This is a genomic window from Bacillus benzoevorans (genome assembly GCF_014207535.1).
Taxonomy (GTDB): Bacteria; Bacillota; Bacilli; order Bacillales; family Cytobacillaceae; genus Bacillus_BD; species Bacillus_BD benzoevorans.
Genome location: NZ_JACHGK010000012.1, coordinates 81711 through 106078, shown reverse-complemented (window position 1 = coordinate 106078; position 24368 = coordinate 81711). Strand labels below are relative to the sequence as shown.

Sequence of the window (24368 nt, the reverse complement as noted above, 5' to 3'; positions counted from 1 at the left end):
GAAAGTTCCGACTAGTTAAACCGCAATGATTTCTAAAAAATCTCCATTGCGAAACCCTGCTTCTTTTAACGTTTTATCTAATGGGATTTCAACATCACCATTTTCTCGTTTAAATACGAAACGGTAGTTTTTTCCTTTATCGGCCTGATAGGTGTCCAAACAGGCCTTCAGCAATTCATTCGTTGTCATATCATAATGAGTTGGCAATCCAATATTACTACGATTCTGTTCTGTTTCTCGTCTCATGACATGCCAAACAATTAGTTGATTTTCATGCTTTAAATAGTTTGCCATTTAAATTCCTCCTATTCCATTTACACTTTTTAGAAATATATCTTGTCCAATCCTAAATGTCTGCGGTGCTCTAACCAACGGGCATGATCCCTTGATGTATAGTGCTCACCCGTTTCTTCCGGAGTTAACCCGGTATATTTAAACATTCCGGCGATTGGATCCTCGCCAAATTCTCCACCTAAATATGCTTCTGCCGGCCACCAGAATTGGCTGTATTTTTCAGGCTCGTTATCAAAAATATGTTTACATCCCGGTGAACAAGTCATATACGTTTTTCCCTTGTATTCACTGTACTGTGTCAACAGCTCTAGCATATTATCCGGATTCGGAAATTCTGCCGGAACCTGACATACAGAACAAACAGCCGGAAGACCAGGATGACTATTCGCATGGATGTCCTCATCGTTATTATGGAAAAATGATGCATAATGCTGTTCAAACATCGGATATTCTTTCGACAGCCACTCATAGTCATCCGGCTGGAGTGTAAATACCCGATAAGGATTGGCCACTTTGTATTGATCAAGCAGGCGCATCACCGAATGAGAATAGGTTTCTTTTTCTTTGATGCTATCTTGGGCAAATTTTGGCAGACGGATGCCGTATTTTTTCAAATCTTTAAATAAGCCATTAAATACCTGTTCTTCAATATAAGTTTCAAACGCTTGCTTCCATGAGATTGGACGGATGCGCGGGTAATAATCGACAAGGGCAGCCAGTACACAGAACATACGGTATGCTCTCCAATACCACTTATCAAGCCATCCCTGGATAATTGGAACATTGCGCTCATCTTCTTCAAGAAGCATTTTCAGCGCAGCCATTCCTAATGCCATATGCCTGGATTCATCGGATTGCACCGTTTTCCCTACTGCGGCAAAGTTTTCATCCCCTACTGCTCCAGCCGAAGAAGCAAACGGTAAAAACAGAATATTGGTAAATACATACTCAAATGAGAACGAAATGGCGATAAGTGCCTCAAACGGACCTGCAGTCATCGCATCATCAAAGAATGATTTAACGACCGTATTCACCCATAGGTTTTGCGATGTACGAGGAATATTATGCAGCCCGTCCATTTGCTTACTCATATGGGCGTAATGTTTAATTTCAATTTGTGCATGGCGCAGCTCATCAATCGCTTGATTAAAGGTCGCAAAGCGAATCGCTTCAATTGGAATATGGCGCCCAATATAAGCCATTAAGCGGTGAGCTTGATATTCGCCCGGCTGCACGTTAACGGCAAATAATTTTACCCCTTCATACCAGCGGGAATCGACTACTTTTGCATGACCATCGTTTGCTTCAAAAGCATTGCGGACTGAATGATAAATGCCATCCTTCTCTGATTGGATCTTGACATATTGGTTGTAGGCCATGCGAAACGGGTCTTCCCATCTGCTTGGGTCCTTCAGGATGATTCCTTCTTTTTCAATCAAAGGATAGACTACTTTTTTATCATAATTTTGCGGATCCCACATTAAATCCCTTGTCATTGCATGATATTTTTCTTTAATTCCTAATTTTGCCATTATTCTTTGCCTCCTTATTCTGCTTCTGTCCATTCAATCGTGATCTGCTCTTCATCCCAATCGGTGATAAATCCAAAACAGGATGACATGTAAATGTGTAATTGATCCATGTCAAAATCAGCCCCGAGATGCTCTTCTACCGTTTCCCGGTTTAACACCATTTTCCTGGGGGATTTTACCTTTTTATAGACCATATAGTCTTCCACGATAACTCCTTCATTATCTTCTTCAATCGCGGAAATGATCGCTGTCACAATGGATCCGCCGCTTGTATCTAAATCCATACCAACATAGGCTTCTGTCACTGCCATGATTCTACTCCCTTTCTTCCCTCTTAGTTAATAGCTATTTCATATTGTTTTAGTGGTAATTTGTGTTTTTTATACACTGGAACGATATGTTCTTCTTCAATCTTTTTCAATGTTTCTTGAAGGTTGATTTCGACACCATTTTTCTCAAATAATGGGGCTAAAGCCAGCACGGCCTCGTATGCTTTTGGATACCACTTCTCTACCCATTCCTGGATAATTTCCAGATTTGTCTGCGTTTCTTCCGGAGTTTCTCTCGGGTCACTCATGATTCTGCCCCAGCGGTAATCGCCTTCCCAATCTTCATAGCCCATCGCTTTTAAATAATCCCAGCGGCTTTCTGCTTCATCCTTTGCCAGCATTCCTAAGAGCGATACAGCCCAGTCACGACTCCAATCCAACTGCTTGCCAATTACGAGGTTCAACAGTGATAAATGTGTATCCCCCTGTTTGACAGCTTCTTTATTAAATTCGCGGTACATCAGGTTTCCTAATAAAAGATCCAGTGTTAAATTGGTTGCGACAAGAACTTCTGCCCAGTCATCTGTCACAAGAACATCTTCAACATAACCGCGAAGGAGCTGAAATGCAGGTTCTGTTAAGAGAACTTCTTTTCCTGCTTTGAGGAAATCACCGTGATGCTCTTCCATATTGATCGCCCACTGCGTGATCCATTGGGCTCTGCCGATTTTGTCAAAAGCTTGGTATGTTGCACATTGTTCAATTGCGGTTCCCAAAGAATAACGAATGACATACTGCATTTGCACACTCTCGCCATATTCAAGATGGCGCAATGGTGTATAGAGTTCTCTTAGTGCGTCTACCCATAGCGGGGAAAGATTTTCAATCACGCCTAATTCCTTTGCATAATTAAACGCATTCTCTGTCTCTTCTGCCATTTTTTTACGATTATTGACATAAGTCGTATACCAGAATTTTTTTGGATCCCGAAAAGCTTCCCAGTCGGATGATTTTAATTTAGTATAACGAGGGTCATAGATATCAAAATCCTTCCCATCGTATTTGTGACGGTAATGCATGTGTACATACGGCTGCATTCTTAGCGTTACTTCTTCATACTCATTTTTCGTTTTAAAGTCCCAAGGCTGATCCCTGATCGTTTTCTTAAATCCAGTTTCTTCTTTTGTCATCACTTTTTCCTCCCTTGTCCATGCAAAAAATTCTATATAGAACTGACAAAACAAAACTCTGTATCCCCGTTTGTTTACAGGGAATTATATTTATTTAGGCTCTGTCAGAGCAGACACAATGTAAACGTTTTAACTTATTAAACTGCCGCGTTTCTTAATCACATTACCAGGTGATCAGATTACTTGCAGAATATTAAGCCAGGATAGATGGAATTCACAAGCTTATCGTCATCAGCTTGTTTTCTATCTTTACAGACTGCCCTTTTTTGAAAAAGAAAGGCAGTCTATAAAGACAACAAGTATGTTTACATTTGGTTAGTTCAGTATTTCCAGCCATTCATCATCTAAAATGATTAATGCCTTAAGCGCTAACAGCAATTGAAATCTTCTTTCCGGCTCGCGTAGGTCGCTTCCTAAAAAACTTGTGATTTTGGTTAGGCGGTAACGCAGGCCGCTGATCGAAATGGCCAATTGTTCTGCCGTTTGCTCAAAATTTCCGCCATTCGTAAGAAAGGTATACAGCGTTCCGATCAATTCGACTTTCCCCTGATCGAGATCTTTGTATAGATTCCCAAGTGTTAATTCAGCCATATTGCGAATCGCCACTTTATTGTCCTGCGTAATCAGAACCCCAAGGATGCCCAGTTCCTGAAAAAAGGTCATCGGCACTTCTCTAGTTGAGAGTTTTACTGCTGTGTACGCTTCGCGGAACGCACCTTGTACTTCTTCCAAAACTTTACTATGCATTAAACTAATCCCGGCAAACCAAACAGTATCTTTTAGCCTCTTTCGCAGAAAAGACATGAAAGGATACATCATCTGCCCTATTTGTTTCCCGCCTAACTGCTTTTGCGGCAGCAGCAGCTGCAAGCTGTCTGTTTTCTGCCCGATTAACACCCGGATATTTTGCTCCGACATATATTTGGTAACGCATTCAAAAATTTCATTATGAAAATTAGGGTTCAGTTTGTTTGGTCCAGCTGTGATATGATATTTAAGATGAAGCGCATAATATCCCCCTGTAAAATCCAGGTCGATAAAGAAAGCCTTCTGTAATACCTCCTGCTCTGATTGATATTTTCCATTCATGATTTCCTCAAAGAAATACCCTTTCACCCGTTCCATCGATTCCAATCTTACTTTTTCATTCAGCAAAATGAAGGAACAGACGGTAGACAGCCTGCGGATGATCATCGAATCTACTTCTTTGTGAAGCTTATCCTCTACATCATAAAGAAAGGAGCAATAACCAACCATTTTTTCTTGCAGGAAAATAGGAGTAACCAGCCGGCAACAGTCTGAGTGCTGCAATGTTTTAATATATTGTAAGGCATTTTTTTCGAGGAACCCTTTAAATTCGCTTTGAATCGGGTCGTACTCTTCTTTCGTAATTCCCTTTACTTTCAGTATCTGATGAAAGACATCTTCAACAATAACAGGCCTCTTAATATGTTTTTCCACAATGCACAATATGGTCTCGATATTATTTCCTTTCACGACTGCATCTGTCAGTTCATGCTCAATTTTCATGACTAGTGAAAGATTATTTTTTTCATACAGAAGTTTTTCATAGGTTTGTTCGAGTTCTTTTAAAATAGGAAGCTCTGAATTATTGATAAACTCTTCATAGGCTGATTCTTCCCAATCCGACAACATACGACCTTCCCATGTACAGTAAGAATCTCCGGCGCCTTTGCATTGGTGCTCTTTAAAAAAGACTTTTTCACCTAATATATGGGACATACTCCCGCTGGCGTAGCCGGTCAGCGTATAACAAATAGGATGATCCGCGATTCCTAAATTTTTTATATGCTGTTCCGCTTCATAGGATTCTTCCCAATATCCTTTAAGGAGGAACTTTACAACCCGATCACCGTCTGTTTCCAATTCCTGTTCGGTGATTTTTGCTACTACATGCCCTTTTAATGAGTGAAAAATTGGTGCCACTTGAATTTTTTCCATCAGACTAATGGATAAGTCCTTCGTAATTTCTTTTGCGTCTTCGATGCCGATATTCCAGCCGTAGCGAAAGAAAAAGGTTTTCATCCTCTCCAAACCAATATTCTCAATGAGTTCGCGCTGCAGAATGCCAAATGAACTGCTTGGAATTAAGAGATGCCGTATTTCATTCACATAGAGCAAATCATTTTTTTGATTAAGGTTAAATAAGTGATTTAGTTGATTCAGCTGCTCCATCCATTTTTATCCCCTTCACCTTCAATAGAATGAGAATGAATACTCAGATTCTTCTATCTATTAGTATACGTTAAAAATAATAATAAAGGGGATGCAGTCTGTCTAGAAAAAAATGAACCTTTTGGATAAATCTCTCACTCCTGTCATCTAAATTTACCAATGATAATGGACAGTACATTAGGTTTGCTCATCAATCATTTTTCATGTCGATGATAGACTTATTGTAAGTTTTCTGAATATTATAAACAATGACATAGATCTACGAAATTTTTTAAAAAAACTGTAGGTTTTATTTAGTTATCACGATAGAAAAGAAGAAAACTGCCGAATTGAGCGGCAGCTTTAAAAATAATCTGAGAAGTAAGGGGTTTCTCGTTCAATTAAGTGCTCCAAAATTTCCACCGTTTCTTTATTGCCGGTAAGACGGCCGATATTGGACAAATAAGAGGGTCTTTTGTAGCCAAGCAGCATCGTGGTTAGTGATTGAATATTTAACACAAAGTCCGGCGATCCCCCGCCTTGGGTTAATTCTCCTTCACCGGTACTAGAGACATGAAGGGTAAACAGCCCCTGATTCCACTCCAATATCGGGTCATCCAGCTGAAACGCCAATTTAATTTCTGTTCCCACTGCCTTAAAGGGAAATTGCACAATAAATTGTTTCACATCGACAATACGCGCCATGTAATACGGAGCGATCGTTTCTTTAATATCTCCGTCCTCGAGCCAAAAGGCCAATGGATCATTCGTGTATGTGTTCCCAACCACTTTTGAGACCATAGAAAAATGGGCACTGATGAAATTCCACAGTCCTGTCCGTGCCTCTTGATTAATATAGACCATTTCCTTCACGTGCAGCACATCTTTGGAAATCCAGTAAAGCAGGTACCCTTGCGGCTTATGTGTGGCATCATAATAAACGGCCGCTGTTAAATCGTCCAAATCCCATCTCCAGTACTCATCCCAAGCTAAATCATTACGAATCATCGCCGCATGGCGCATTTGCGAAAATCGTCTGTACACCATGCGCACATCCCGGTGTTCTGTATCGAGTCTTTCTACATAGCCAGGAACCTTTTTGGCTTTCGGCAATTGGTGATCTTGTATTTCAAAAGTCATCTTATCGGTTATGACCTCCCAGCCTTTGCGGCGGTAAAAAGGAAAAGAATAAGGATATAAGTAAGAAATGGACTGCTTTCTATCCCGCATGTCCTGTAACGCCTGCCGCATCAGCCTATTCATCAAACCCATATTGGCATATTCGGGATAAGTACCGACACCCGTCAAACCGCCCATTTCAAAGACTCTACCAAAAATATTTACTTGAAAGGGATAAACCGCCAGCTGGGAAATCAGTTTTTCCCCATCAAACCAGCCGAGCACATCCGCTTTTTCTAATACAGGGAGCTTGGCAAGGGCTATTTCACGTTCTTCCCACCCCACCATTTGTAATTCTTTTTTTGTTACTTGAAATACATAACGCAATAACTCATTAAACTGTTGAAAATGTCTTGTCTCCACTTGCCCCATTCGGAGTCTATCTAACCGGCTCATCCTCAAACCTCCAAACCAATAATTCACTTTTTTAAGACTCATTCACACTATTTTTCCCTCTACTTCATCTAATTATTTTTATTTTAGCCAAAACTCCATTTAGAATAAAAATGAGGACTCAATGTTAGTGATAAAACTCATTGTAATTCTATTACTTTTGGATTGAAATGAAGAAAGGGATGTTTCAAACGATTTAGAGCTTTGCGAACGATTACATCATAGAAAAGGAGAATGAAACATGCGTTTAGATGGTAAAAAAATGATCGTAACCGGTGCCAGTCAGGGAATAGGAAAAGCCATAGCGATTATGAGCGCCACATATGGTGCGGATGTTTGTATTATAGGCAGACATTTAGATAAGCTGCAGGACACTAAGGAGGAAATCGAAAAACTCGGGCGCAAATGTGCCGCAATCCCTGCAGATGTTACAAATTATGATGCGGCTAAAGAAATGGTTAAACAAGCACAGGAAGCAATTGGAAAAATCGGTATTTTAGTGAATAACGTCGGCTGGGATTCCATTGAGCATTTTGTGAAAAACACGACGGAGTTTTGGGATCAGGTCATCGATATTAACTATAAATCGGTGATCTACTGCTCCCGTGCAGTACTAGATGGAATGATGGAAAATAACAGCGGTAAAATTATTAATATTGCAAGTGATGCCGGCAGAGGCGGCAGCTGCGGAGAAACGGTGTATGCCGGAGCAAAAGGGGCTGTAATTTCCTTTACGAAATCGCTGGCTCGGGAAGTGGCAAGATATAAAATCAATGTGAATTGTATTTGTCCTGGTCCAACCAATACCCCGATGTATTTGGGGCAGCCGGAAAAAATTCGCGAGTCACTGCAAAGAATCATCCCGTTAAAACGGGTCGGTGAACCCGAGGATGTAGCAGGGACAGTTGTATTTTTTGCTTCTCCATTATCCGATTATATTACCGGTCAGGTGATCAGCGTTAGCGGCGGTTTAACGATGTACGGATAATAAAAATGACCTGCAACTCCAAAGCGATGCAGGTCATTTTTTCTATTTATTTTCTCACTTCATTGGTTAAGCTAATAAATTCCTCTACGTCTTTTTCCATTAAGCCGATACCAGCTTCCCAAAATGCGGGTTTCGTTACATCAACACCTAAATGCTTCATCGCTAATTCTTCTACCTTCATCGCACCGGTATCGCGCAATAGAGCAATATATTTGTTCTCGAACCCGTCTGGATTTTTCAAAAACTCCGCATAGATGCTAAGGCTAAATAAATAACCAAAGGTATACGGAAAGTTATAAAACGGCACATCATCGATAAAGAAGTGCAGTTTGCTGCACCAAAAATGCGGATGGTAGCCTGCTAAAGAATCACCATACGCTTCTTTTTGTGCCTGGAGCATTAATTCATTGATCCTGGTCTCCGATACAATTCCTTTTGAACGTTCCTCATAGAACGCTTTTTCAAAGAGAAAACGGGCATGGATATTTAGAAACATCGCCGTTGCATTTTCGATTTTGGCATTTAATAAGGTGATTTTTTCTTCCTTCGTTTTCGCATTCGCTACCGTGGCATTGCCAATAATAGTCTCGGCAAAGGTACTCGCGGTTTCGGCCACATTCATCGCATAATTACGGTTTAATGTAGGCAAATCACGCAAAACATAACTGTGGAAGGCATGCCCGAGCTCATGAGCTAACGTGCTGGCATCCGACGGTGAACCGGTAAACGTCATAAAAATCCGTGATTCTTGAAATTCAGGCAGTTCCTCACAATAACCGCCAGGTCGTTTATTCGGACGATCCTCCGCTTCTACCCAGCGGTTTTCCAACGCATTTTTCGCAAAGGATGATAATTTTTCACCAAATGCAGCAAAATTTTCGATGATAAAATCACAAGCTTCATCGTAGGAAAAACGCGGTGGTTCAGCATCGCCTAAGACAACCGGAGCATCCACATCCTGCCAGCTTAATTTCTCCATACCAAAGATTTTCGCCTTTTGCTTTAAAAAGTCAAGAAAAGACTGCTTGCGTTTGGACACGGCCGTCCACATCGCATCTAGAGTCTCTTGTGTCATCCGGTTATATTCCAACGGTTCATCAAGGTAGTGTTCCCGCTTATGAACTTTCTGCAACGTCAGCCGATAACCGTCTAAATGATTTAATGTGTCAGCAAAAATCGGGGAAAATTTCGTCCAAGCTTCTTCCCATTTTTCAAAAAGCTGTTTTCTGACTTCTGGGTCCGGGTCAGAATACATCCGGTTCATCGCCTGGCCTACGGAAAATTCCGTTGTTTTTCCCTCTTTATCCGTATATGAGATCGTCATGATCGAAACAGCGGTATCATATAAACGGCTCCATGCCGTGATACCATCTTTATTTAACTCGGTGATGATTTTTTCCTCTTCCTCTGATAAAAGGCGCTTTCCTTTATCACGGATTTCATTCAGGGCGAAGGAAATGTGCTGCAATTCCTGATCCTGTAAAAGATTTTTCCACTCTCCATCCGAGATGGAAACAAGTTTTTTGGTAAAGATATTCGAAAGATTTTCTTCTTCACTCGCTAAATCGAGTACCTGTCCCATCACCACATTGGCATGTTCATCATCCATATAGGCGTCCTGCCACATCTGCACAAATGTACCTGCCTGCCCTAATCCTTTATCGATGATTTCCTGCTTTTTTAATATCGCTTTCAGCGGATCCGCTAAATTTTTATCGGTCGCATTCCATTCCTGGATGAATGCTTCGTATTCTTGTATTTCATTCTTGATCGTATGTAATTTTTTCTGTAATTCCGCTGATTTCGTTCCTCCGGGAAAAATCACTTCTAAATCCCACGTGTCTACATATTTCATCTGCCTCACTCCTTCTCTTCCCATTTTAACCCTTTCTTACATGATTACAAAATTTTAGGCACCCCCCAAAATGGCAAAACGCAGGAACGTTTTCCCTGCGTTTTGCCATAGCTGCAGTGATATAAATCTCATTTACTATCGGGCATTCGTGCGGCCAATATCATATATGATTTTCCCAATTCCTGTAGTAACATTACTTGTTTTTACATTATTCATATTGGTAAACAAAGTGCGGATCCGTCCACTTATATCTTCATCTGCCGTGGCATAGACATTGTACCCTTGTTCACTTCTTGATACGGCACGAGTAACTTTATGTTCCAGCATACGCACGTTAGCAAGATTTTCTGGTTCAATGCCGACAACGATATCGATTCCCTGCACAACGGCAACGGCACGTTCAACACCAGCGACTTTTTCTGCTGCTTCAGCAGCACGTGAAGCCACTTGCTGGGCGGAACGAATGTCATTCGTCATGGAAGTATTTTGAACTCCAGAATAGTCGCCATTATAGTTATGATTATAGGGATGATCATATCGCTGTGAGACATTGGCTGCATTTATTCCATTGCCGCCAGTATTGACCTTACCATTATTTTCACCGATACGTGGCTGTGCTGATTCATCATCATTGTTATTACAGCCGGTCAAAGCCGTCAGTACGATGAAAGCCGTCATCATTAATTTTTTTCGCATCGTAACGCTCCTTTTATTTTAGCTGATGTTCTTTTAACAAAATCCTTTATCCACGGCTCTTCTTTATGCTTTTGGTTCCACTAATAAATAACCGTTCATTTCCTGATGCAAAGCTGAACAGAAATTCGTACAGTATAAAGGATAGGTGCCGGCTTTATCTGCAATAAATTCAATTGTCTGTGTCTGACCCGGCTGAACCTCCATATTCAAATTATAGGAATTGATGCCAAAACCATGGGTAATATCCTGATCCAAGTCAATATTGGTTAAATGGATCACAACTTTATCCCCCTCTTTTACCGAGATAACATCCTTTCTTTTCGCGTTGCTGTCAAAGATAAATTTTGACCTTAATGCCACGCCATGTACTTCCACTGTGTTGCCGTTCCTGGTAATGCGGGCATCCTTTTGGGTCCAGACGCTGTTTGGTCGTTTTTCATCTTTTGGATAAACAACTAGCGGGGACAGTTTGTCCGCCTTTATCATTTGCGCATAATGCGGTTCCGGATCAACAGGAGCCGATTGAATAATCTCCATTTTTTTCCCGGTCAGGTCAATTAATTGCATCGATTCCGGATGAGAAGGACCGACCGGCAAATAAGTATCCTTGGCAATTTTATTTAAAGCAATAATATATTTTCCGTCTGGGCTGACGGTATCTCCTTCAGCAGAAGCGGCATGACCAGGCGAATACTGAACCGGCACCCTGTCAACGGTTTCTCCTGTAGCTACATTCCATTTGACAATCTCAGAAGAAATAAACATCGTCGTATAGGCAAAGCCTTTGTCATCAAATTGAGAATGCAGCGGTCCGAGAGCATTTTCCGGGTTTACTTCCCTTTCCATAACGGATTTATAGTCTAAAACAGGAATTCCATTTCTTTCACCGGCAAACTTTTTCTCATTAATGGCCTTGAAGGCTTTTTCAAAAGAAAAGACTGTCATTGCTGGAGCTAATTTTCCGGAAGCTACGAAACGGGTTCCATCAGGTGTCACATCAACTCCATGCGGTGACTTCGCGGTTGGTACTAGATAGATAGCCCCTTTATGCTTTTCGGGATCCACCATTTTGATGCCGTTTAGCTCATCAAATTGTCCATCTGCCACCATTTTCTCCAATTCCCTCCAATTAAACAGAACAATATAATCTCGGTCTGCTTGGGAGGCATTAATTTCCATCTCTGTCGTCGATTCCTCGGTATTATAAGTTGTCATGACCGCCCAATCCTTGGAGATTTTTTTTCCGGCATCAGACAAATCATAGGACCAAGGCGGCAATGCCACTTGATAAGCTATCTCAAGCTTTTTCTTCTCTTCATTAAATGTAACAGCAGACATAACCCCTTTATATTTCGTACTGAATTCATCTAAAGAGGCGTATTCCCTTCCCAGTGGAACGGCAAACCGGGTCGGTAAAAATAAATATTCCGTATTCGGTGTCACGAATGCGGCACAGTGCGGGCCGCCGATGTTGGGAACCTCTAAAATATCCGATACGGAAAATGTCTTTAAGTCCATGACAGCCGCACGATTATTCGCCACATCCGTTGCAAATAGATATTTCCCATCATAATCTCCTTCTGTTTCAGATAATGCCGGATGGTGTAAATCACCCCAGCTGTACTTGCCCATTAATGCTTTTGAATGCTTATCATAGCCCCACCCTGTTGCTGAATCAGGCGAGAATACCGGGATCGTGCGAATATGCCTCATCGAGGGAACCCCATAAATAAACATCTGTCCGGAATGTCCGCCCGAAGCAAATAAATAATATTCATCTTTTTGCCCAAATGGAACATACACTTTTTGCGCATTCGTCGCTACATTAGCCTGATCTGCAACCTCTTCCTTCGGGTTAAAATCAGCAAAAATGAGGATGGAGACAAGAGCACCCGCTGCTAACCCTAAAATACCTGCAATCCACTTTTTCATATACTTTTCCTCCAAAAATCAAGCATTGTTACTTCTCTGAAGCAGCTTTCAGCGCTGCAATTACTGCTGCTCTTTCATCATCTGTCAGTGGATCTCCGCCGAGCACACTTGACATCACCGCGGAAGTTGGTTTTTTGAGAAATTCTTCGAGTGGTACACCATGCTTTCCCTCCACATTTACATATGCTTGTGAAAGGTCCGGACCTGTAGCCCCGCCTTGTATATTTAGTGCTGAAACACTATGACAAGATACACATCCGCGCTGCAGAAAAATCCTGCCTTCATTATTAGAAGCATCTCCCTGCTGTTGTGCGATCGCCCCTTCCTTTACAGCCAGGTCGGTCCTTTCCGCGCTTTCAGTTGTTTCAGCAGACTGCGCTGTTTCATTTTTTTCCGGACCTTGAATAGCATCAATAATAAAATAGCCCGCTCCAAACGCAACAATAAAGCATATCAAAAATATGATGATATTTTTCCCCATGTGATCCCTCCTAATTGTGGATTCTTTTACTCTAGTTTTTCTCCAGATTTTTTTAATATTCTCAAATAAATGAAGGAAATTTAGCCTAAAAATGGCATTAAAAAATCCCTAAACGCTGGTTTAGGGAAGGGGAACAACATATGCTATCTGCTTGTTTTCTTACTTATTGCTTAATTCAAATAAAGGACTGACAGCTTTTTCATTATGGATCCGATCGATCGCTTCAGCCAGCAATGGTGCAACGGAAATGGCTGTAATCTTTGGTATTAATTTTTCCTCAGGAATATGAACGGTATTCGTCACAACTAATTCTTTTATCGGGGAGGATTCGATTTTTTCTATGGCATTCCCGGTGAAAATGGGATGCGTGCTGCAGGCATAGATAGATGCTGCACCGTTTTCTGCCACAGCTTGTGCGGCTACAGTGATCGTTGTTGCTGTATCAATTAGATCATCAACGATAATCGCCGTTTTATTTGTTACATCTCCGATCACACTGAGAGTTTCTGCACCGCTTAGCTCATCTTTTCTTTTATCCACTAGTGCCAGCGGGGCATGCAGAATATCGGCCATCTTTCTTGCTCTTCCGATACTGCCGTTATGTGGAGCAATGACAACCATATCTGTTAGTTCTTTGTGTGAAAAATATTCAGTGAGAACGGGAATTCCAGTTAGATGCTCGACAGGGATATCAAAGAAGCCTTGAGTTTGTGCCGTGTGGAAGTCTAATGTGAGCACTCTGTTTGCGCCGGCTCTTTCCAATATATTCGCAATCAATTTCGCCGTAATCGGCTCCCGTGAGCGTGCCTTGCGGTCTTGACGTCCATATCCAAAGTAAGGAATCACCACATTAATGACACCTACAGAAGATCGCTTCAAAGCATCAATCATAATCAATAGCTCCATCAGATGTTCATTAACCGGGGCAGAAGTTGATTGGACGACATATACCTCGCAGCCTCGTACATTTTCTTCGATATTTATTTGAATCTCACCATCACTGAAGCGCGATACGGAGCATTTTCCTGCCGCACACTCTAATTGTTCTGCCAGTTCTGCCGCCAGCTTAGGATTGGAACTTAAGGTAAAAAATTTAAATCTAGTATTTAATTGATGCATCGTCACTTATGATATCCTCCACACTCTATATTCTATAACAGGCTTTTCTTATCCATTTTATTTTATTATATTTATCAGGATTATGATAGAAGAATTAATGGCAGAGAGCAAAATGAGAGATTTTCACCGAGGAAATATTCAATTCCAGAGGATAACGAAAAAAAGGAGTTGATAAAATAAACCAACTCCTTTTATATTTATTTTACAATGGTGAATACTTTGGTGTCTTTAACACTATCTTATTTTGCAGGAGTGGTTTCCTTTTTTGCCTCTTTTTGCTGAATAAGCTTTAGCAGATCAAGGAAGTTATCATCACGTGTATGGATCGCTTCTGCGCCTAAATCGTCATATTCATAGAAACCTTTGTTAGAACGGATACCAAGTTGCTCGTTGTTTACCATTTCTTTTAAGAAGTCAGGAACATCTCTTACATTTGAAAGATCTTGTTCGATGTTATAAACCATCGCTTGAGTGGTTTGCAGACCGGCTAAATCCTGGCTTTCCATTGGTCCGCAGAATGCCCATTTGAAGCCCATGCTTCCTTTTACAGCGATATCAATATCTTCGGCAGTACATACTCCGAGTTCAATTAAGTTGAAGCATTCACGAAGAAAAGCTACTTGAACGCGGTTCACGATAAAGCCTGTGATCTCTTTTTTCAGTACTACTGGGGATTTTCCAATTTCTTTCATTAGATCATATGTTTTTTGTACTACGTTTTCATCCGTCTTTTCGAATTTAGCAATTTCAACGATTGGCACAAGTTGTGGCGGGTTAAAGAAGTGTGTAATCACAAATCTTTCCGGATTTTTTGCTCTTTGCGTTAATTCTTTTAATGGAAAAGTAGAAGTATTGGATGCAATAATCGTTTTTTCAGAGACAACGCTTTCAATGATGTCATAAGTATCCAATTTCAGTTCAAGTTTTTCTGGAATCGATTCAAGAATGAAATCAGTGTCTTCGATCGCTTCACGCAAGTCCGTTGTATATTTAATATTAGCTAAAGTCTGATCCATTTTATCTTGAGTCAGCATTTCTTTTTCAACCATAATCTTTAAGCTGTTTGTAATAAGTTCTCTTGCTGTTTCTAGTGAAGTCTCGCGGCGAGCCTGAATACGTACATTGTATCCTGCTTGAGCAAATAATTGAGCGGCTCCATGGCCCATAATTCCTGCGCCAAGTACTGTCATGTTTTTCATGTTCATACCCCATTTCCTTTTGTTCATTATTATATACTTTTTTCTTTATTTAAATATAAAGTATTTTAGCAATTGCTGCTATATTTCTCTTCATAATAATAACATTATCACTACCAAAAGATTGTAATCTACGTTACAATCTAAGAAAGGAGTTGGAAAAAAATGAGTCAATCCAACATTCTAAAAGCATTATCGAAAGAATCGAATCTCTATACTGCGATTGAAACGATTGGGACTTTACAACGATTCAAAAAAAATGAAATTATTTATTTACAAGATGATGAAGCCTGTAACTTCTTCTTACTGAAATCAGGACGTGTCCGTCTGTTTTTTACGGCAATGACCGGGAATGAATTAACGATGAAAATATTGGGAGCTGACGATATCTTTGGCGATGCCTCTTATTTCAGTCATACAGCGAGAATCACATCCGCGAGTGCGCTATCCGACGTTGAATTATATTCCGTCGAATTAGATGACCTCGTTCCACACTTAACACAACATCCTGAATTGATCGCTGAATTGCTGGACACGATGGCTCAGACCATCCGTCTTTTTTCGATTCAGGTATATAGTATGGGATTCCTCTCAGCTGATAAAAAAGTAGCCCATCTACTTGTCCAGCTGGGGAGTTATTTTAAACAGTACGGCTCTGATCAAGAATATTGTATTGATTATTCCCATCAAGAATTAGCTGATTTAATCGGGATTGCCAGAGTAACGACAACAAAGGAACTAAAAAAGTTTGAAAACAAAGGCTGGGTCTCATTAGCCTACCGGAACATCCAAGTCCTTGATGAAACTGCGTTAAAAGATTATTTATTATCTTAGAATGTCAATAAATAATAGATATTTTTATCTTCTGGAGTGAAAATGATGCTGCCTTTTGATCGAACACATGACCCGCGGATGAACGCCGAATTGTTAGCGCAAATGACGCAAAACCAACTGCCCCTCAAACAGATGGTCCAGGAAACGGAGGAGCTGTTCGCTGATATCTGTCAGCATACTGCTCCGATTGTGCCGGAAAAATTTCCGCCACCCCGCTCCTTCTCTGAAAAAATAAAAGAAGGAATTTTTCGTTTCTTTGCCAAACCAGCTGTACTTTTAAATTCCAGCAGGATCTTAGTTGATGAAAAAGACAATGTGGTGCCGGATTGGAAAGGTCTGCTTGATAAAGAATTACAGCAGCTTTTCCAGCAGATCACCCGCGAAGTCAACGTAGTCGATTTCGGTGCCGCAGGAGACGGACAAACAGATTGCACGGTCGCTTTTCAAAAAGCGATTGGAGATGGTCGGGTAAAAGTCATCGTGCCTGAAGGAGTTTTTATCACAAAGGGAATCAGACTGCCTTCTTGGACATTCCTGCAGGGCGCCGGAAAAAGTGCCACCACGATAAAATTACACCCTCAAGCTGCGAAAGGAACAAGATTAATCACCAATGCCAACCACTGGAGGGGCAACCATCATCTGTTTGTCGCGGGACTTTGTTTGGATTGGAATAGCGCAAGATTGGGCAATACAGAGAAAACAAGTACATGGGGAAATCATTCCAGCTGTTTAACCTATGCAAATGTTACATACGGCTGGGTCCAAGAGGTCGAAGGAATCAATCCCGGTCTCCATTGTTTTGACATTTCTTCTACTCTATATAATTATGCCGGTGACGGCTACAGAGCCCGGGGCGGAAGCCGCTACATCTGGCTCGATCGATTAACAGGTTATGGATTTGGCGATGACGGGATTACCACCCATCACAGCGACTATATCTTTATTTCCCATTGCCATATGTGTGACCCAAGCGGGCGTTCACATAAACAAGGATTTTCCAATTCCAATGGCATTGAAATCGATGACGGATCGCGAAATGTATTGCTTGCCCATAATTCTACCGCGAGATGTTTTGGCGGTGTTGAAATTAAGGCGCATCAGAATTCTTCCGCAGCATCGAATGTCCAAATCATCGGCCATATTTCTGTCCATGATAACCGCTCCTATAATTTCCGTCATATCGGTCATCATAAAGATGCGGATACGAAGTCGAAAACAGCTTTCAATATTCAAGCCGCCGGTCTTGTTTCGTTCCAGCCCGTCTATTGTGATTTGTACAAGGATTCTACGCCGCGCAGTTTAGTGGTTTCAGGCTATCAAAATGTTGTCATACATCACTTTTACTCTATAGGCGATTGCGTCTATGACTTTCAAAATAATCCTGTTGCCGCGATTCAGTACCGGGCAAGAAATATCATTCTAAATGATTTAACGGTTAAAAATTATCATCATGCAGGTCCGGCGCTCAAGATATTCGGCGGAGAAAACCGTGCCGATTCCATTAAAATTCGCCATGTAAAGACCGACGATACCATCGCCCAAGTTTTGGATATTGGTTCAGGCATTGCCAAGATTCAAGTTGATCATGTGACGAAGGAAAAAGTTCAGGTTTGAAATTTATTTCATAATCGGATAAATGTTGGGTGAAACTAGCTTTGTTCCAGCGCATGCTGATTCTTTGCTCTCACTTCTTCGATATTGGTATCGCTGTAGATTCTTGTCCCGCGTCCACCGGTGGTTTGCGCCAGCAGTTCTTTTGCCTCATTATACGACAAGCCCGACTTGGCATTTAGTCTTTTTACCTCTTCAATGTCTGTTCCCGCTGCGGTATATTGTTTATTTTTCATCGTAATATGATGTCCTCCATTCTCTTTTCTCTTATTTTGTCTAAGAATGGACCGATATTATCCTTTCCAATGAAAATTTTGCATCAGGCATGGATCCCATTATTTAATTTATATTAGTTTTAAATAAATATTCAAGCTCTTACCTCAAAGGTCAAACCTATCAACCGCGATAAACACTGTCACATGTTCCAGGCGCAGGTTCATAAAAACAATGTTGTTTAAATTGACCAGTAAAAGGTTGGTCGTACCATGTTGGAGGACACGGAGCATATGGATTAAAGTACCAAAGGGAGTATTTTGCTGGGTGGTCCCTCCAATATTCCAAGTTTTGTCTGGCTAATCTTCTTTCAGATTCTCTTGCTCTTTGATAGAATACATTACCTTTTTGAACCGCTTCAAAAGAGAAATTTCCTCCTTGTACATGAAAAATGACTTGTTCAATTGTTCTCAATTGTTTAAAGTCAGTACAATCTGCTACGACACGGTTAACGATTACATTTCCAACATACAGCATTCCCTGTTTTCCTTCGCCTTCAGCTTCGGCTCTCATCATTCTTGCCATTAAGGCAATGTCTGCACTTCGGTAAGCCACTCTTGCCATTTTTCCACCTCCGAAAAATAGTATGAAAGTTAAACTTAGCTTGAATTACCGCAAACATATCCCATAAAAATTCCCTTTGGGGATGTTCCAAAGGGAATTTTATGGTGTCTTTTATAAAAGGTACATCTTTATTTTAGAATCACCTTAAATTCGCTTCGTCCATTTATATGTTTTTAATTCATTTTTAATTCCTCTAGTGCCGTCTTTTAGAAAATACCTGCAGGGTAGTGATATTTAGAATTCTTTCAAAAAGATAAACTCCGCTAACAATCTTGTTAAGAAAAAAAGCACTGGTAACGTCCAGTACTTTCATTCTTGTTCAATAATTTTTTCAATTAATTTATCTCTTAATTAATCAGTCGTTGCTGCGGTATTTTTCATCTATTATATTTTTTCGTTGTTTCATGGATTTTTTGTGCCAACTCACTATCAAACGCTTCTCGCTGTACTCTCCACACCCAGTTTCCGTAGGTTGTGCCTGGAATGTTCATTCTTGCTTCACTGTCTAATTGTAAAAAGTCTTGCAGTGGAATAATCGACAACATACTTTCAGCACTCATGACTTTTTCGATACATGCCCAGACGATATCATCCTCCGCAGAAGTTCCTAAATAAGATGTTAGAAAACGCTTTTCATATTCACTGGCATGGCTGAACCAGCCTAGAAGGGTGTCATTATCATGGGATGAGGTATATATGACTGAATTTCTTTCACAATGATGTGGCAGATAAGGGTTATTGGCGTCACTTAAAAAGGCAAATTGCAGCACTTTCATTCCAGGGAAGCCCGTATACTTTTTCAAATCCATGACCTCTTGGGTAATAAATCCTAAATCTTCTAAGATGATATCTACATCGCCGAATTGCTCTTTAATTTTAGCAAAAAATTCTCTGCCGCATGCCTTTACCCACCTTCCATTTCTCGCTGTCGGTTCCCCTGCGGGAATGGAATAAAAACTTTCTAATCCGCGGAAATGATCGATGCGCATACAGTCATAAAGCTGTAAATTTCGCTTTAGTCTCTTCATCCACCAAGCAAAATCGTTCTTTATTAGAAAATCCCACTGAAAAACAGGCATCCCCCATCTTTGTCCATCAACAGCAAAATCATCCGGCGGGCAGCCGGCTACATGCAGCGGCTGCAAATCAGCGTCCACATCAAAAACTTCAGGATTCGCCCATACATCAGCACTGTCACCGCTCACGTAAATGGGCATATCACCAAATATGTGAATACCTTGATCGTTTGCATACTTTTTCAGACTCATCCATTGCTTTTGGCAAAGATATTGGAGGAAAATCCAGAAATCCACTTCATCTTTTTCTAATAGAGAATAAAATGCTGCGTTTTTTCTCTTCACTTCTGCATCCCAATTTTGCAAAGAATCGTTAAAATAAGACCTAATACTCATGAATGCCGCGTAATTATCGATCCACTCTCTATTAGTGGCAACAAATGAATTCCATCCATCCAAGCTTTTTGCTTTACGGTTTTCATAAGCCAGCATTAAAATATTCATTTTATTTTGCGTGATTTTTACATAATCGACTTTAGTTGGATCACTGCCAAAATCGAGATGCTGATAGTCACTTTCCTGCAGCAATTCATCCTTTTTCAGTAAGTCTAAATCAATAAAATACGGATTTAAGGCAAATGCCGAATACGTCGAGTAAGGTGAATTCCCCTCTGCAACAGGATTCAGCGGCAGGATTTGCCAATAGGTTTGACCCGCTTTCTTTAGAAAATCAACAAAATCATAGGCCTCTTTTCCAAACGTTCCAATCCCATAAGGATTGGGTAAAGATGATAGATGAAGCAGAATTCCTGAACTTCTATTCCTTAACACGGGTATCATCTCCTTGAACAATTCAGCTAATCCTTGCTCATTCTAATATCGTACATTCTTCATTAAATGATGTATTTATATCATTTTACCAAAATGGGCTGTGATCAATCATATTATATTGTCAGATGATCCTTTTGTTTCAGGTTTCTAAAAAAAGGAAGACGATTATCTACATTCAGTAGAAAATCGTCTTCCTTTTCCATAATGGGTTTCATTATGATTTTGTATCTTCTGTTGCTTTAACCACCTTTTCATCTGACTCATTTTCATCGATGATTAAATCCTTGGTGGAATTTTTAAATTCTCGTAATGTTTGACCGACAGCACGCCCAAGTTCAGGTAATTTCTTCGGACCAAAAATGATCAGTGCCAGAACTAAGATTAATATTAATCCGGGAACTCCGATATTGGATATCATGATTCTTTCACTCCATTCTGCTCGAAAATATGAAGTTTTGTACAGGCTGGGCATGTCTCATCCTCTTCTCGTAATGTTTTAAAAGGGTGTTGGCATGCCTGGCACACTATCTCATAGATTGGAAAGTGGATCTCTTCCGTTTTTATTATTTGCTCTTCAAAGATAATCGCCTTTTCAGGACAAATATCTGCGCATAACCGGCACGCTGTACAATCTTTTATTGAGAGTGAAAAGTGTTCATCGCCGATATGAAAGCATTTTTTCTCACAAATTCTCTGACAAACCTTGCAAAGTGTACATTTTTCGACATCAATGATGATTTTAGTAAATTGGTAATTCGGATAATACCGACGTAAATTTAAGGAGTTTTGGTTAAAACGCCACTTAGCAGGAGTCATCTCTTTCATCAGTGATTTGCTGTCCTTTTTCCACAGAGATAAGAGCTCTCTTCTGGAGCAAACATCTTTCTCTGCAACAGAATGAACAGAAACAGAAAACGAAGATTCTCCAAGACACTGGAGCATCTCGTTCACCTGCTCAATCCGTTCCTGACACAGTTGGAAAAAGGATTCATCTTCACAAATAATCGATCGGATCCCTTTTTGATAGAAGATAAGTAATTCGATTGTTGTCGGGAATTGATCTTCAGATACAATAAGCTGCCCCTGAATGATTTTTCTTTTTGGCAGGATGCCTGCTATCCCTTGAACAGGACAAGCTGCCATACATTCACCGCACTGTACACATTGACTATGATCGATAACCGGCTTTCTGTTTCGGATGGTAATGGCCGATTTTTCACATGCCGCGACACATTTCGAACAAGCAGAATAATGGCTTTTATGGCGTGTACAGGAAGGTAAAATTTCATATTCATAATCTAAACTTTCTGCCCAACTGCTAAATAACCCCATATCAGCCACCTTCTCCTTTACTTTATCCATGTTTTCTCTTACACACTTGATACGAATGCCTGCTCATGACTCTTCACAAACTCTTCCAGGAGTTCGCGATCCCAGAGAAGCACTCCCCAAATCAGTTCAATTAAACCGCCATAAAAGCCTACGGTAGCATGTTCTTTTGCATCACGGCATAGTTCGTGAATCCAGGAAAGCAAATGTTCATCGATAAATGCAATCTGCTTTCTTATCTGCGAAACTTGCTGTTCTAATTCACATTTGGCTATGTTGTCACTAAATACGGACAGCAGCAGCAGCTCAAGTCCGATATGGTCTTCCGGCTGCTGATTCTTATGTTTACTTTCTAAACCATGGGCAGACAACATGGCTTTCATTTCAAATGTTGTCCGGCCAAAGTAGATTTTTTCACTCGTCCGGTAGAATGATTCCCAAAGTGGCGCATTGGGCAAACCTGGTCCAAGAAAAAGACTTGTATATTCTATCATGACTTGTTCCGTTGCCTCTTCCTTTGAAAAAGCCTCCAGTTTCGCTGCACAGTTTAACAGCCATTCTATACCAGACTGCATCTGCGGATTTGCACATTTTATTGGAAAGTTATTCCAAGAGTTCTTTGTGAATACTACTGTATTCGATCCTTGTATCGGCTCTAGCAAACTATTAGCGAAAAAGCTATACAATGCTGAACGCAAACTCCATACATCATCCCATGATTCTTTCATGATGAAACCTCCCTATTGATGTGCTAATTCGCAGCCTCATATTGAGTGGATTCTGATTGTGCTGCTCCTGTTTCCTTACTCATGAGGATCCGGCGGGATAGATAGATAAAGAGCAAAGCTCCAAACGAGATCATTCCAAACACAACCATTAACTCAATGAGTGTCGGCGCATACTGTCCGTGAAGTGTCCAGAAGCTTGGAAATACATTTGCACTTTCACTTGGTGTATAAGTACCGAGGGTGATTCCCGGTGCTCCCTCCACATGCGGATGGATAAACGAAGTAAAAAGAAGCCATACCCGTTTAAAAAATACTCCGATTACAATCAATACAGAAGAAAAAATGACCAAGCCTGTTTTTTCACGATTCTTTTTAAATAGCAGAATAGCAAGCGGAATGACAAACCCTAAAATCACTTCTCCCCAGAAAAATGGAGCCATGGTGCCCTTCAGCATTTCATTTAACACAAGCATAACGGATTCTTCCTGAGGATAAAACATCGTCAATATTTCCGAGAAAACGAAGTAGGCGTCGACCGCTACACATGTAACTAAAAGTCCCGCTAAAGTTGTAATCAATTTTTTCTCTACTATAAATACTTTAAATTGAATCAATAGAACAAGAACAATGATAAGCAGCGCAAGACCCGAATCTAGAGCAGATGCTACGAACAACGGTGCCATAAGAGCACTGTGCCATCCTTCACGGGCAATTTGCAGACCAAAAATCCAAGCCGTAACCGAGTGCACAAGAATCGCAACCGGCAGTGCCACACAGGACATGATTTTCAAGAGCTTTTTATTTTGAACTGCTCGAGTCATTAAATATAAATAGAGAACATTAATGGTTAAATAAAGCGAAATGACACAAACATCCCACATTAATGGCGATTTGAATTGCGAATGTAAAAGGAGATTCAAAACTCTGAAAGGACTCCCTATGTCAACCATAATGAAAATGCCTGCGACTATAATACAAACCGTTGAAAGAATGGTAGCCGGCTTTGCTACTACCTTAAATGAAGGAATATTAAACACCGTTGCCGATGAAGATACAATTAATCCCCCGGCAGATAGACCTACAAAGAACATAAACATCGTAATGTAAAGACCCCAGGAGGTGGCATTATTCATCCCCGTAACACCCAGTCCATTTACGAGCTGATAGCCCAGGGCCCCGAAGCCGGCTAAACTGAGGAGGCCTAAAGCCCCCATCCATATTGATAGATTTCGTCTCATCTATGATCCCCTCCTTAAGACAAGCCCAAATAATAGACTTGTGGTTTCGTGCCTTTTTCTTTTAATAGCGTTTCCCCGTTCTTTTCCCGAATCAAACGGGACACTTCGCTATTCTGATCATCTAGATCGCCAAATATTCTTGCTTCAGCCGGACAGCAGACCACACACATCGGATTTAATCCGTCATCGGTTCTTTCTTTACACATCGAGCATTTTTCCACGACCCCGACTGGACGGACAGGCACTTTGCTGTCACCATAATTAAAGCCAGGGTGACGAACGGCTTCTTCCCAATTGAAGACACGGACATTATAAGGGCATGCCGCCATACAATAGCGGCAGCCGATACAGCGGTCATAGTCAATTAAGACTCTGCCATCTTCCGCTTTGTAGGTAGCCTCAACTGGACATACCTTTACACATGGAGCATTTTCACAGTGCTGGCATGCCACTGGGACATATTTCTTTTGCACATGTGGATATTCTCCTGAAACACCGTCAAGTACTTCGGAGCCTTGCGTAAGAACCCGATTCCACAACATGCCCATTGGGACATTATTCTGCATTTTACAAGCATTGACACAGGTTTGACATCCTACACAACGATTTAAATCAATGACCATTCCTAGTTTAGTCATACTATCA

At 40.8% G+C, this 24368-nt stretch carries 23 protein-coding genes; 3 read left to right on the top strand and 20 right to left on the bottom strand.

The window, feature by feature from the left end; all coding sequences use genetic code 11:
• Window positions 1–15 precede the first annotated feature (15 nt).
• The 6 genes from HNR53_RS16075 to HNR53_RS16050 all read right to left on the bottom strand — a co-directional run bounded on the left by HNR53_RS16075 (window position 16) and on the right by HNR53_RS16050 (window position 7035).
• Window positions 16–294, bottom strand: a complete 279-nt coding sequence (locus HNR53_RS16075; RefSeq protein WP_184527831.1) for a ubiquitin family protein — start codon at window positions 292–294, stop codon at window positions 16–18.
• Between the two features lie 29 nt (window positions 295–323).
• Complete coding sequence (locus HNR53_RS16070) at window positions 324–1826, bottom strand: YHS domain-containing protein (RefSeq protein WP_184527829.1); 1503 nt, start codon at window positions 1824–1826, stop codon at window positions 324–326.
• 14 nt (window positions 1827–1840) lie between these two features.
• Entirely contained in the window at window positions 1841–2137 is a 297-nt protein-coding gene (locus tag HNR53_RS16065; protein WP_184527827.1) for an MmoB/DmpM family protein, read from the bottom strand.
• 23 nt (window positions 2138–2160) lie between these two features.
• Window positions 2161–3285, bottom strand: a complete 1125-nt coding sequence (locus HNR53_RS16060; protein WP_184527825.1) for a ferritin family protein — start codon at window positions 3283–3285, stop codon at window positions 2161–2163.
• Between the two features lie 315 nt (window positions 3286–3600).
• Window positions 3601–5481 carry a XylR N-terminal domain-containing protein gene (locus tag HNR53_RS16055; protein ID WP_184527823.1) on the bottom strand — a complete coding sequence of 627 codons (1881 nt, stop codon included), beginning with the start codon at window positions 5479–5481 and terminating at the stop codon, window positions 3601–3603.
• Window positions 5482–5823: 342 nt separating this feature from the next.
• Window positions 5824–7035, bottom strand: a complete 1212-nt coding sequence (locus HNR53_RS16050) for a GNAT family N-acetyltransferase (RefSeq protein WP_184527820.1) — start codon at window positions 7033–7035, stop codon at window positions 5824–5826.
• 238 nt (window positions 7036–7273) lie between these two features.
• Here HNR53_RS16050 and HNR53_RS16045 point away from each other — a divergent pair, with 238 nt between their 5' ends.
• Window positions 7274–8020, top strand: coding sequence for an SDR family NAD(P)-dependent oxidoreductase (locus HNR53_RS16045; RefSeq protein WP_184527818.1), 747 nt, complete (start codon window positions 7274–7276; stop codon window positions 8018–8020).
• A 46-nt stretch (window positions 8021–8066) separates the two neighbouring features.
• On the opposite strand, the gene HNR53_RS16040 is transcribed toward HNR53_RS16045, so the two are convergent.
• The 6 genes from HNR53_RS16040 to HNR53_RS16015 all read right to left on the bottom strand — a co-directional run bounded on the left by HNR53_RS16040 (window position 8067) and on the right by HNR53_RS16015 (window position 15302).
• On the bottom strand, window positions 8067–9875 hold the full coding sequence (locus tag HNR53_RS16040) for a M3 family oligoendopeptidase (protein ID WP_184527815.1): 1809 nt from the start codon (window positions 9873–9875) through the stop codon (window positions 8067–8069).
• A 135-nt stretch (window positions 9876–10010) separates the two neighbouring features.
• A complete protein-coding gene (locus HNR53_RS16035) occupies window positions 10011–10571 on the bottom strand; it encodes a YhcN/YlaJ family sporulation lipoprotein (RefSeq protein WP_184527813.1) in 561 nt (186 codons plus the stop codon).
• A gap of 63 nt (window positions 10572–10634) precedes the next feature.
• Complete coding sequence (gene nosZ / locus HNR53_RS16030) at window positions 10635–12503, bottom strand: Sec-dependent nitrous-oxide reductase (protein WP_184527811.1); 1869 nt, start codon at window positions 12501–12503, stop codon at window positions 10635–10637.
• A 28-nt stretch (window positions 12504–12531) separates the two neighbouring features.
• The gene (locus tag HNR53_RS16025; protein WP_184527809.1) at window positions 12532–12984 is read right to left on the bottom strand and encodes a cytochrome C; all 453 of its coding nucleotides are present in this window, start codon (window positions 12982–12984) and stop codon (window positions 12532–12534) included.
• 159 nt (window positions 12985–13143) lie between these two features.
• Window positions 13144–14109 carry a ribose-phosphate diphosphokinase gene (locus tag HNR53_RS16020; RefSeq protein ID WP_343065349.1) on the bottom strand — a complete coding sequence of 322 codons (966 nt, stop codon included), beginning with the start codon at window positions 14107–14109 and terminating at the stop codon, window positions 13144–13146.
• A gap of 233 nt (window positions 14110–14342) precedes the next feature.
• Window positions 14343–15302 carry a 3-hydroxyacyl-CoA dehydrogenase family protein gene (locus HNR53_RS16015; RefSeq protein ID WP_184527807.1) on the bottom strand — a complete coding sequence of 320 codons (960 nt, stop codon included), beginning with the start codon at window positions 15300–15302 and terminating at the stop codon, window positions 14343–14345.
• A 162-nt stretch (window positions 15303–15464) separates the two neighbouring features.
• Between HNR53_RS16015 and HNR53_RS16010 the strand changes: the two genes are divergently transcribed.
• Window positions 15465–16133 carry a Crp/Fnr family transcriptional regulator gene (locus HNR53_RS16010; RefSeq protein WP_184527805.1) on the top strand — a complete coding sequence of 223 codons (669 nt, stop codon included), beginning with the start codon at window positions 15465–15467 and terminating at the stop codon, window positions 16131–16133.
• Between the two features lie 42 nt (window positions 16134–16175).
• The gene (locus HNR53_RS16005; protein ID WP_343065348.1) at window positions 16176–17747 is read left to right on the top strand and encodes a glycosyl hydrolase family 28-related protein; all 1572 of its coding nucleotides are present in this window, start codon (window positions 16176–16178) and stop codon (window positions 17745–17747) included.
• 35 nt (window positions 17748–17782) lie between these two features.
• On the opposite strand, the gene HNR53_RS16000 is transcribed toward HNR53_RS16005, so the two are convergent.
• The 8 genes from HNR53_RS16000 to dsrO form a co-directional block, all read right to left on the bottom strand.
• Window positions 17783–17980: a gamma-type small acid-soluble spore protein gene (locus HNR53_RS16000; protein WP_184527803.1), complete on the bottom strand. Its 198-nt coding sequence runs from the start codon at window positions 17978–17980 to the stop codon at window positions 17783–17785.
• A gap of 160 nt (window positions 17981–18140) precedes the next feature.
• Entirely contained in the window at window positions 18141–18581 is a 441-nt protein-coding gene (locus tag HNR53_RS15995; protein WP_184527801.1) for a cell wall hydrolase, read from the bottom strand.
• Window positions 18582–18958: 377 nt separating this feature from the next.
• Window positions 18959–20437, bottom strand: coding sequence for a 4-alpha-glucanotransferase (malQ, locus tag HNR53_RS15990; protein ID WP_184527936.1), 1479 nt, complete (start codon window positions 20435–20437; stop codon window positions 18959–18961).
• A 205-nt stretch (window positions 20438–20642) separates the two neighbouring features.
• Window positions 20643–20846, bottom strand: coding sequence for a twin-arginine translocase TatA/TatE family subunit (locus HNR53_RS15985; RefSeq protein WP_184527799.1), 204 nt, complete (start codon window positions 20844–20846; stop codon window positions 20643–20645).
• Window positions 20843–21790 carry a 4Fe-4S dicluster domain-containing protein gene (locus HNR53_RS15980; RefSeq protein WP_184527797.1) on the bottom strand — a complete coding sequence of 316 codons (948 nt, stop codon included), beginning with the start codon at window positions 21788–21790 and terminating at the stop codon, window positions 20843–20845. The genes HNR53_RS15985 and HNR53_RS15980 overlap by 4 nt, the downstream gene beginning before the upstream one ends.
• 8 nt (window positions 21791–21798) lie before the next feature.
• Window positions 21799–22485: a TorD/DmsD family molecular chaperone gene (locus HNR53_RS15975; protein ID WP_184527794.1), complete on the bottom strand. Its 687-nt coding sequence runs from the start codon at window positions 22483–22485 to the stop codon at window positions 21799–21801.
• A 23-nt stretch (window positions 22486–22508) separates the two neighbouring features.
• Window positions 22509–23723 carry an NrfD/PsrC family molybdoenzyme membrane anchor subunit gene (gene nrfD / locus HNR53_RS15970; protein ID WP_184527792.1) on the bottom strand — a complete coding sequence of 405 codons (1215 nt, stop codon included), beginning with the start codon at window positions 23721–23723 and terminating at the stop codon, window positions 22509–22511.
• A 14-nt stretch (window positions 23724–23737) separates the two neighbouring features.
• Entirely contained in the window at window positions 23738–24361 is a 624-nt protein-coding gene (dsrO, locus tag HNR53_RS15965; protein ID WP_184527790.1) for a sulfate reduction electron transfer complex DsrMKJOP subunit DsrO, read from the bottom strand.
• Window positions 24362–24368: the final 7 nt, after the last annotated feature.

Bases quoted from the DNA above. Each gene is read 5' to 3' on its own strand.
- HNR53_RS16075 (WP_184527831.1), bottom strand. From the start codon at position 294: ATGGCAAACTATTTAAAGCATGAAAATCAACTAATTGTTTGGCATGTC.
- HNR53_RS16070 (WP_184527829.1), bottom strand. From the start codon at position 1,826: ATGGCAAAATTAGGAATTAAAGAAAAATATCATGCAATGACAAGGGAT.
- HNR53_RS16065 (WP_184527827.1), bottom strand. From the start codon at position 2,137: ATGGCAGTGACAGAAGCCTATGTTGGTATGGATTTAGATACAAGCGGC.
- HNR53_RS16060 (WP_184527825.1), bottom strand. From the start codon at position 3,285: ATGACAAAAGAAGAAACTGGATTTAAGAAAACGATCAGGGATCAGCCT.
- HNR53_RS16055 (WP_184527823.1), bottom strand. From the start codon at position 5,481: ATGGAGCAGCTGAATCAACTAAATCACTTATTTAACCTTAATCAAAAA.
- HNR53_RS16050 (WP_184527820.1), bottom strand. From the start codon at position 7,035: ATGAGCCGGTTAGATAGACTCCGAATGGGGCAAGTGGAGACAAGACAT.
- HNR53_RS16045 (WP_184527818.1), top strand. From the start codon at position 7,274: ATGCGTTTAGATGGTAAAAAAATGATCGTAACCGGTGCCAGTCAGGGA.
- HNR53_RS16040 (WP_184527815.1), bottom strand. From the start codon at position 9,875: ATGAAATATGTAGACACGTGGGATTTAGAAGTGATTTTTCCCGGAGGA.
- HNR53_RS16035 (WP_184527813.1), bottom strand. From the start codon at position 10,571: ATGCGAAAAAAATTAATGATGACGGCTTTCATCGTACTGACGGCTTTG.
- nosZ (WP_184527811.1), bottom strand. From the start codon at position 12,503: ATGAAAAAGTGGATTGCAGGTATTTTAGGGTTAGCAGCGGGTGCTCTT.
- HNR53_RS16025 (WP_184527809.1), bottom strand. From the start codon at position 12,984: ATGGGGAAAAATATCATCATATTTTTGATATGCTTTATTGTTGCGTTT.
- HNR53_RS16015 (WP_184527807.1), bottom strand. From the start codon at position 15,302: ATGAAAAACATGACAGTACTTGGCGCAGGAATTATGGGCCATGGAGCC.
- HNR53_RS16010 (WP_184527805.1), top strand. From the start codon at position 15,465: ATGAGTCAATCCAACATTCTAAAAGCATTATCGAAAGAATCGAATCTC.
- HNR53_RS16005 (WP_343065348.1), top strand. From the start codon at position 16,176: ATGATGCTGCCTTTTGATCGAACACATGACCCGCGGATGAACGCCGAA.
- HNR53_RS16000 (WP_184527803.1), bottom strand. From the start codon at position 17,980: ATGAAAAATAAACAATATACCGCAGCGGGAACAGACATTGAAGAGGTA.
- HNR53_RS15995 (WP_184527801.1), bottom strand. From the start codon at position 18,581: ATGGCAAGAGTGGCTTACCGAAGTGCAGACATTGCCTTAATGGCAAGA.
- malQ (WP_184527936.1), bottom strand. From the start codon at position 20,437: ATGATACCCGTGTTAAGGAATAGAAGTTCAGGAATTCTGCTTCATCTA.
- HNR53_RS15985 (WP_184527799.1), bottom strand. From the start codon at position 20,846: ATGATATCCAATATCGGAGTTCCCGGATTAATATTAATCTTAGTTCTG.
- HNR53_RS15980 (WP_184527797.1), bottom strand. From the start codon at position 21,790: ATGGATAAAGTAAAGGAGAAGGTGGCTGATATGGGGTTATTTAGCAGT.
- HNR53_RS15975 (WP_184527794.1), bottom strand. From the start codon at position 22,485: ATGAAAGAATCATGGGATGATGTATGGAGTTTGCGTTCAGCATTGTAT.
- nrfD (WP_184527792.1), bottom strand. From the start codon at position 23,723: ATGAGACGAAATCTATCAATATGGATGGGGGCTTTAGGCCTCCTCAGT.
- dsrO (WP_184527790.1), bottom strand. From the start codon at position 24,361: ATGACTAAACTAGGAATGGTCATTGATTTAAATCGTTGTGTAGGATGT.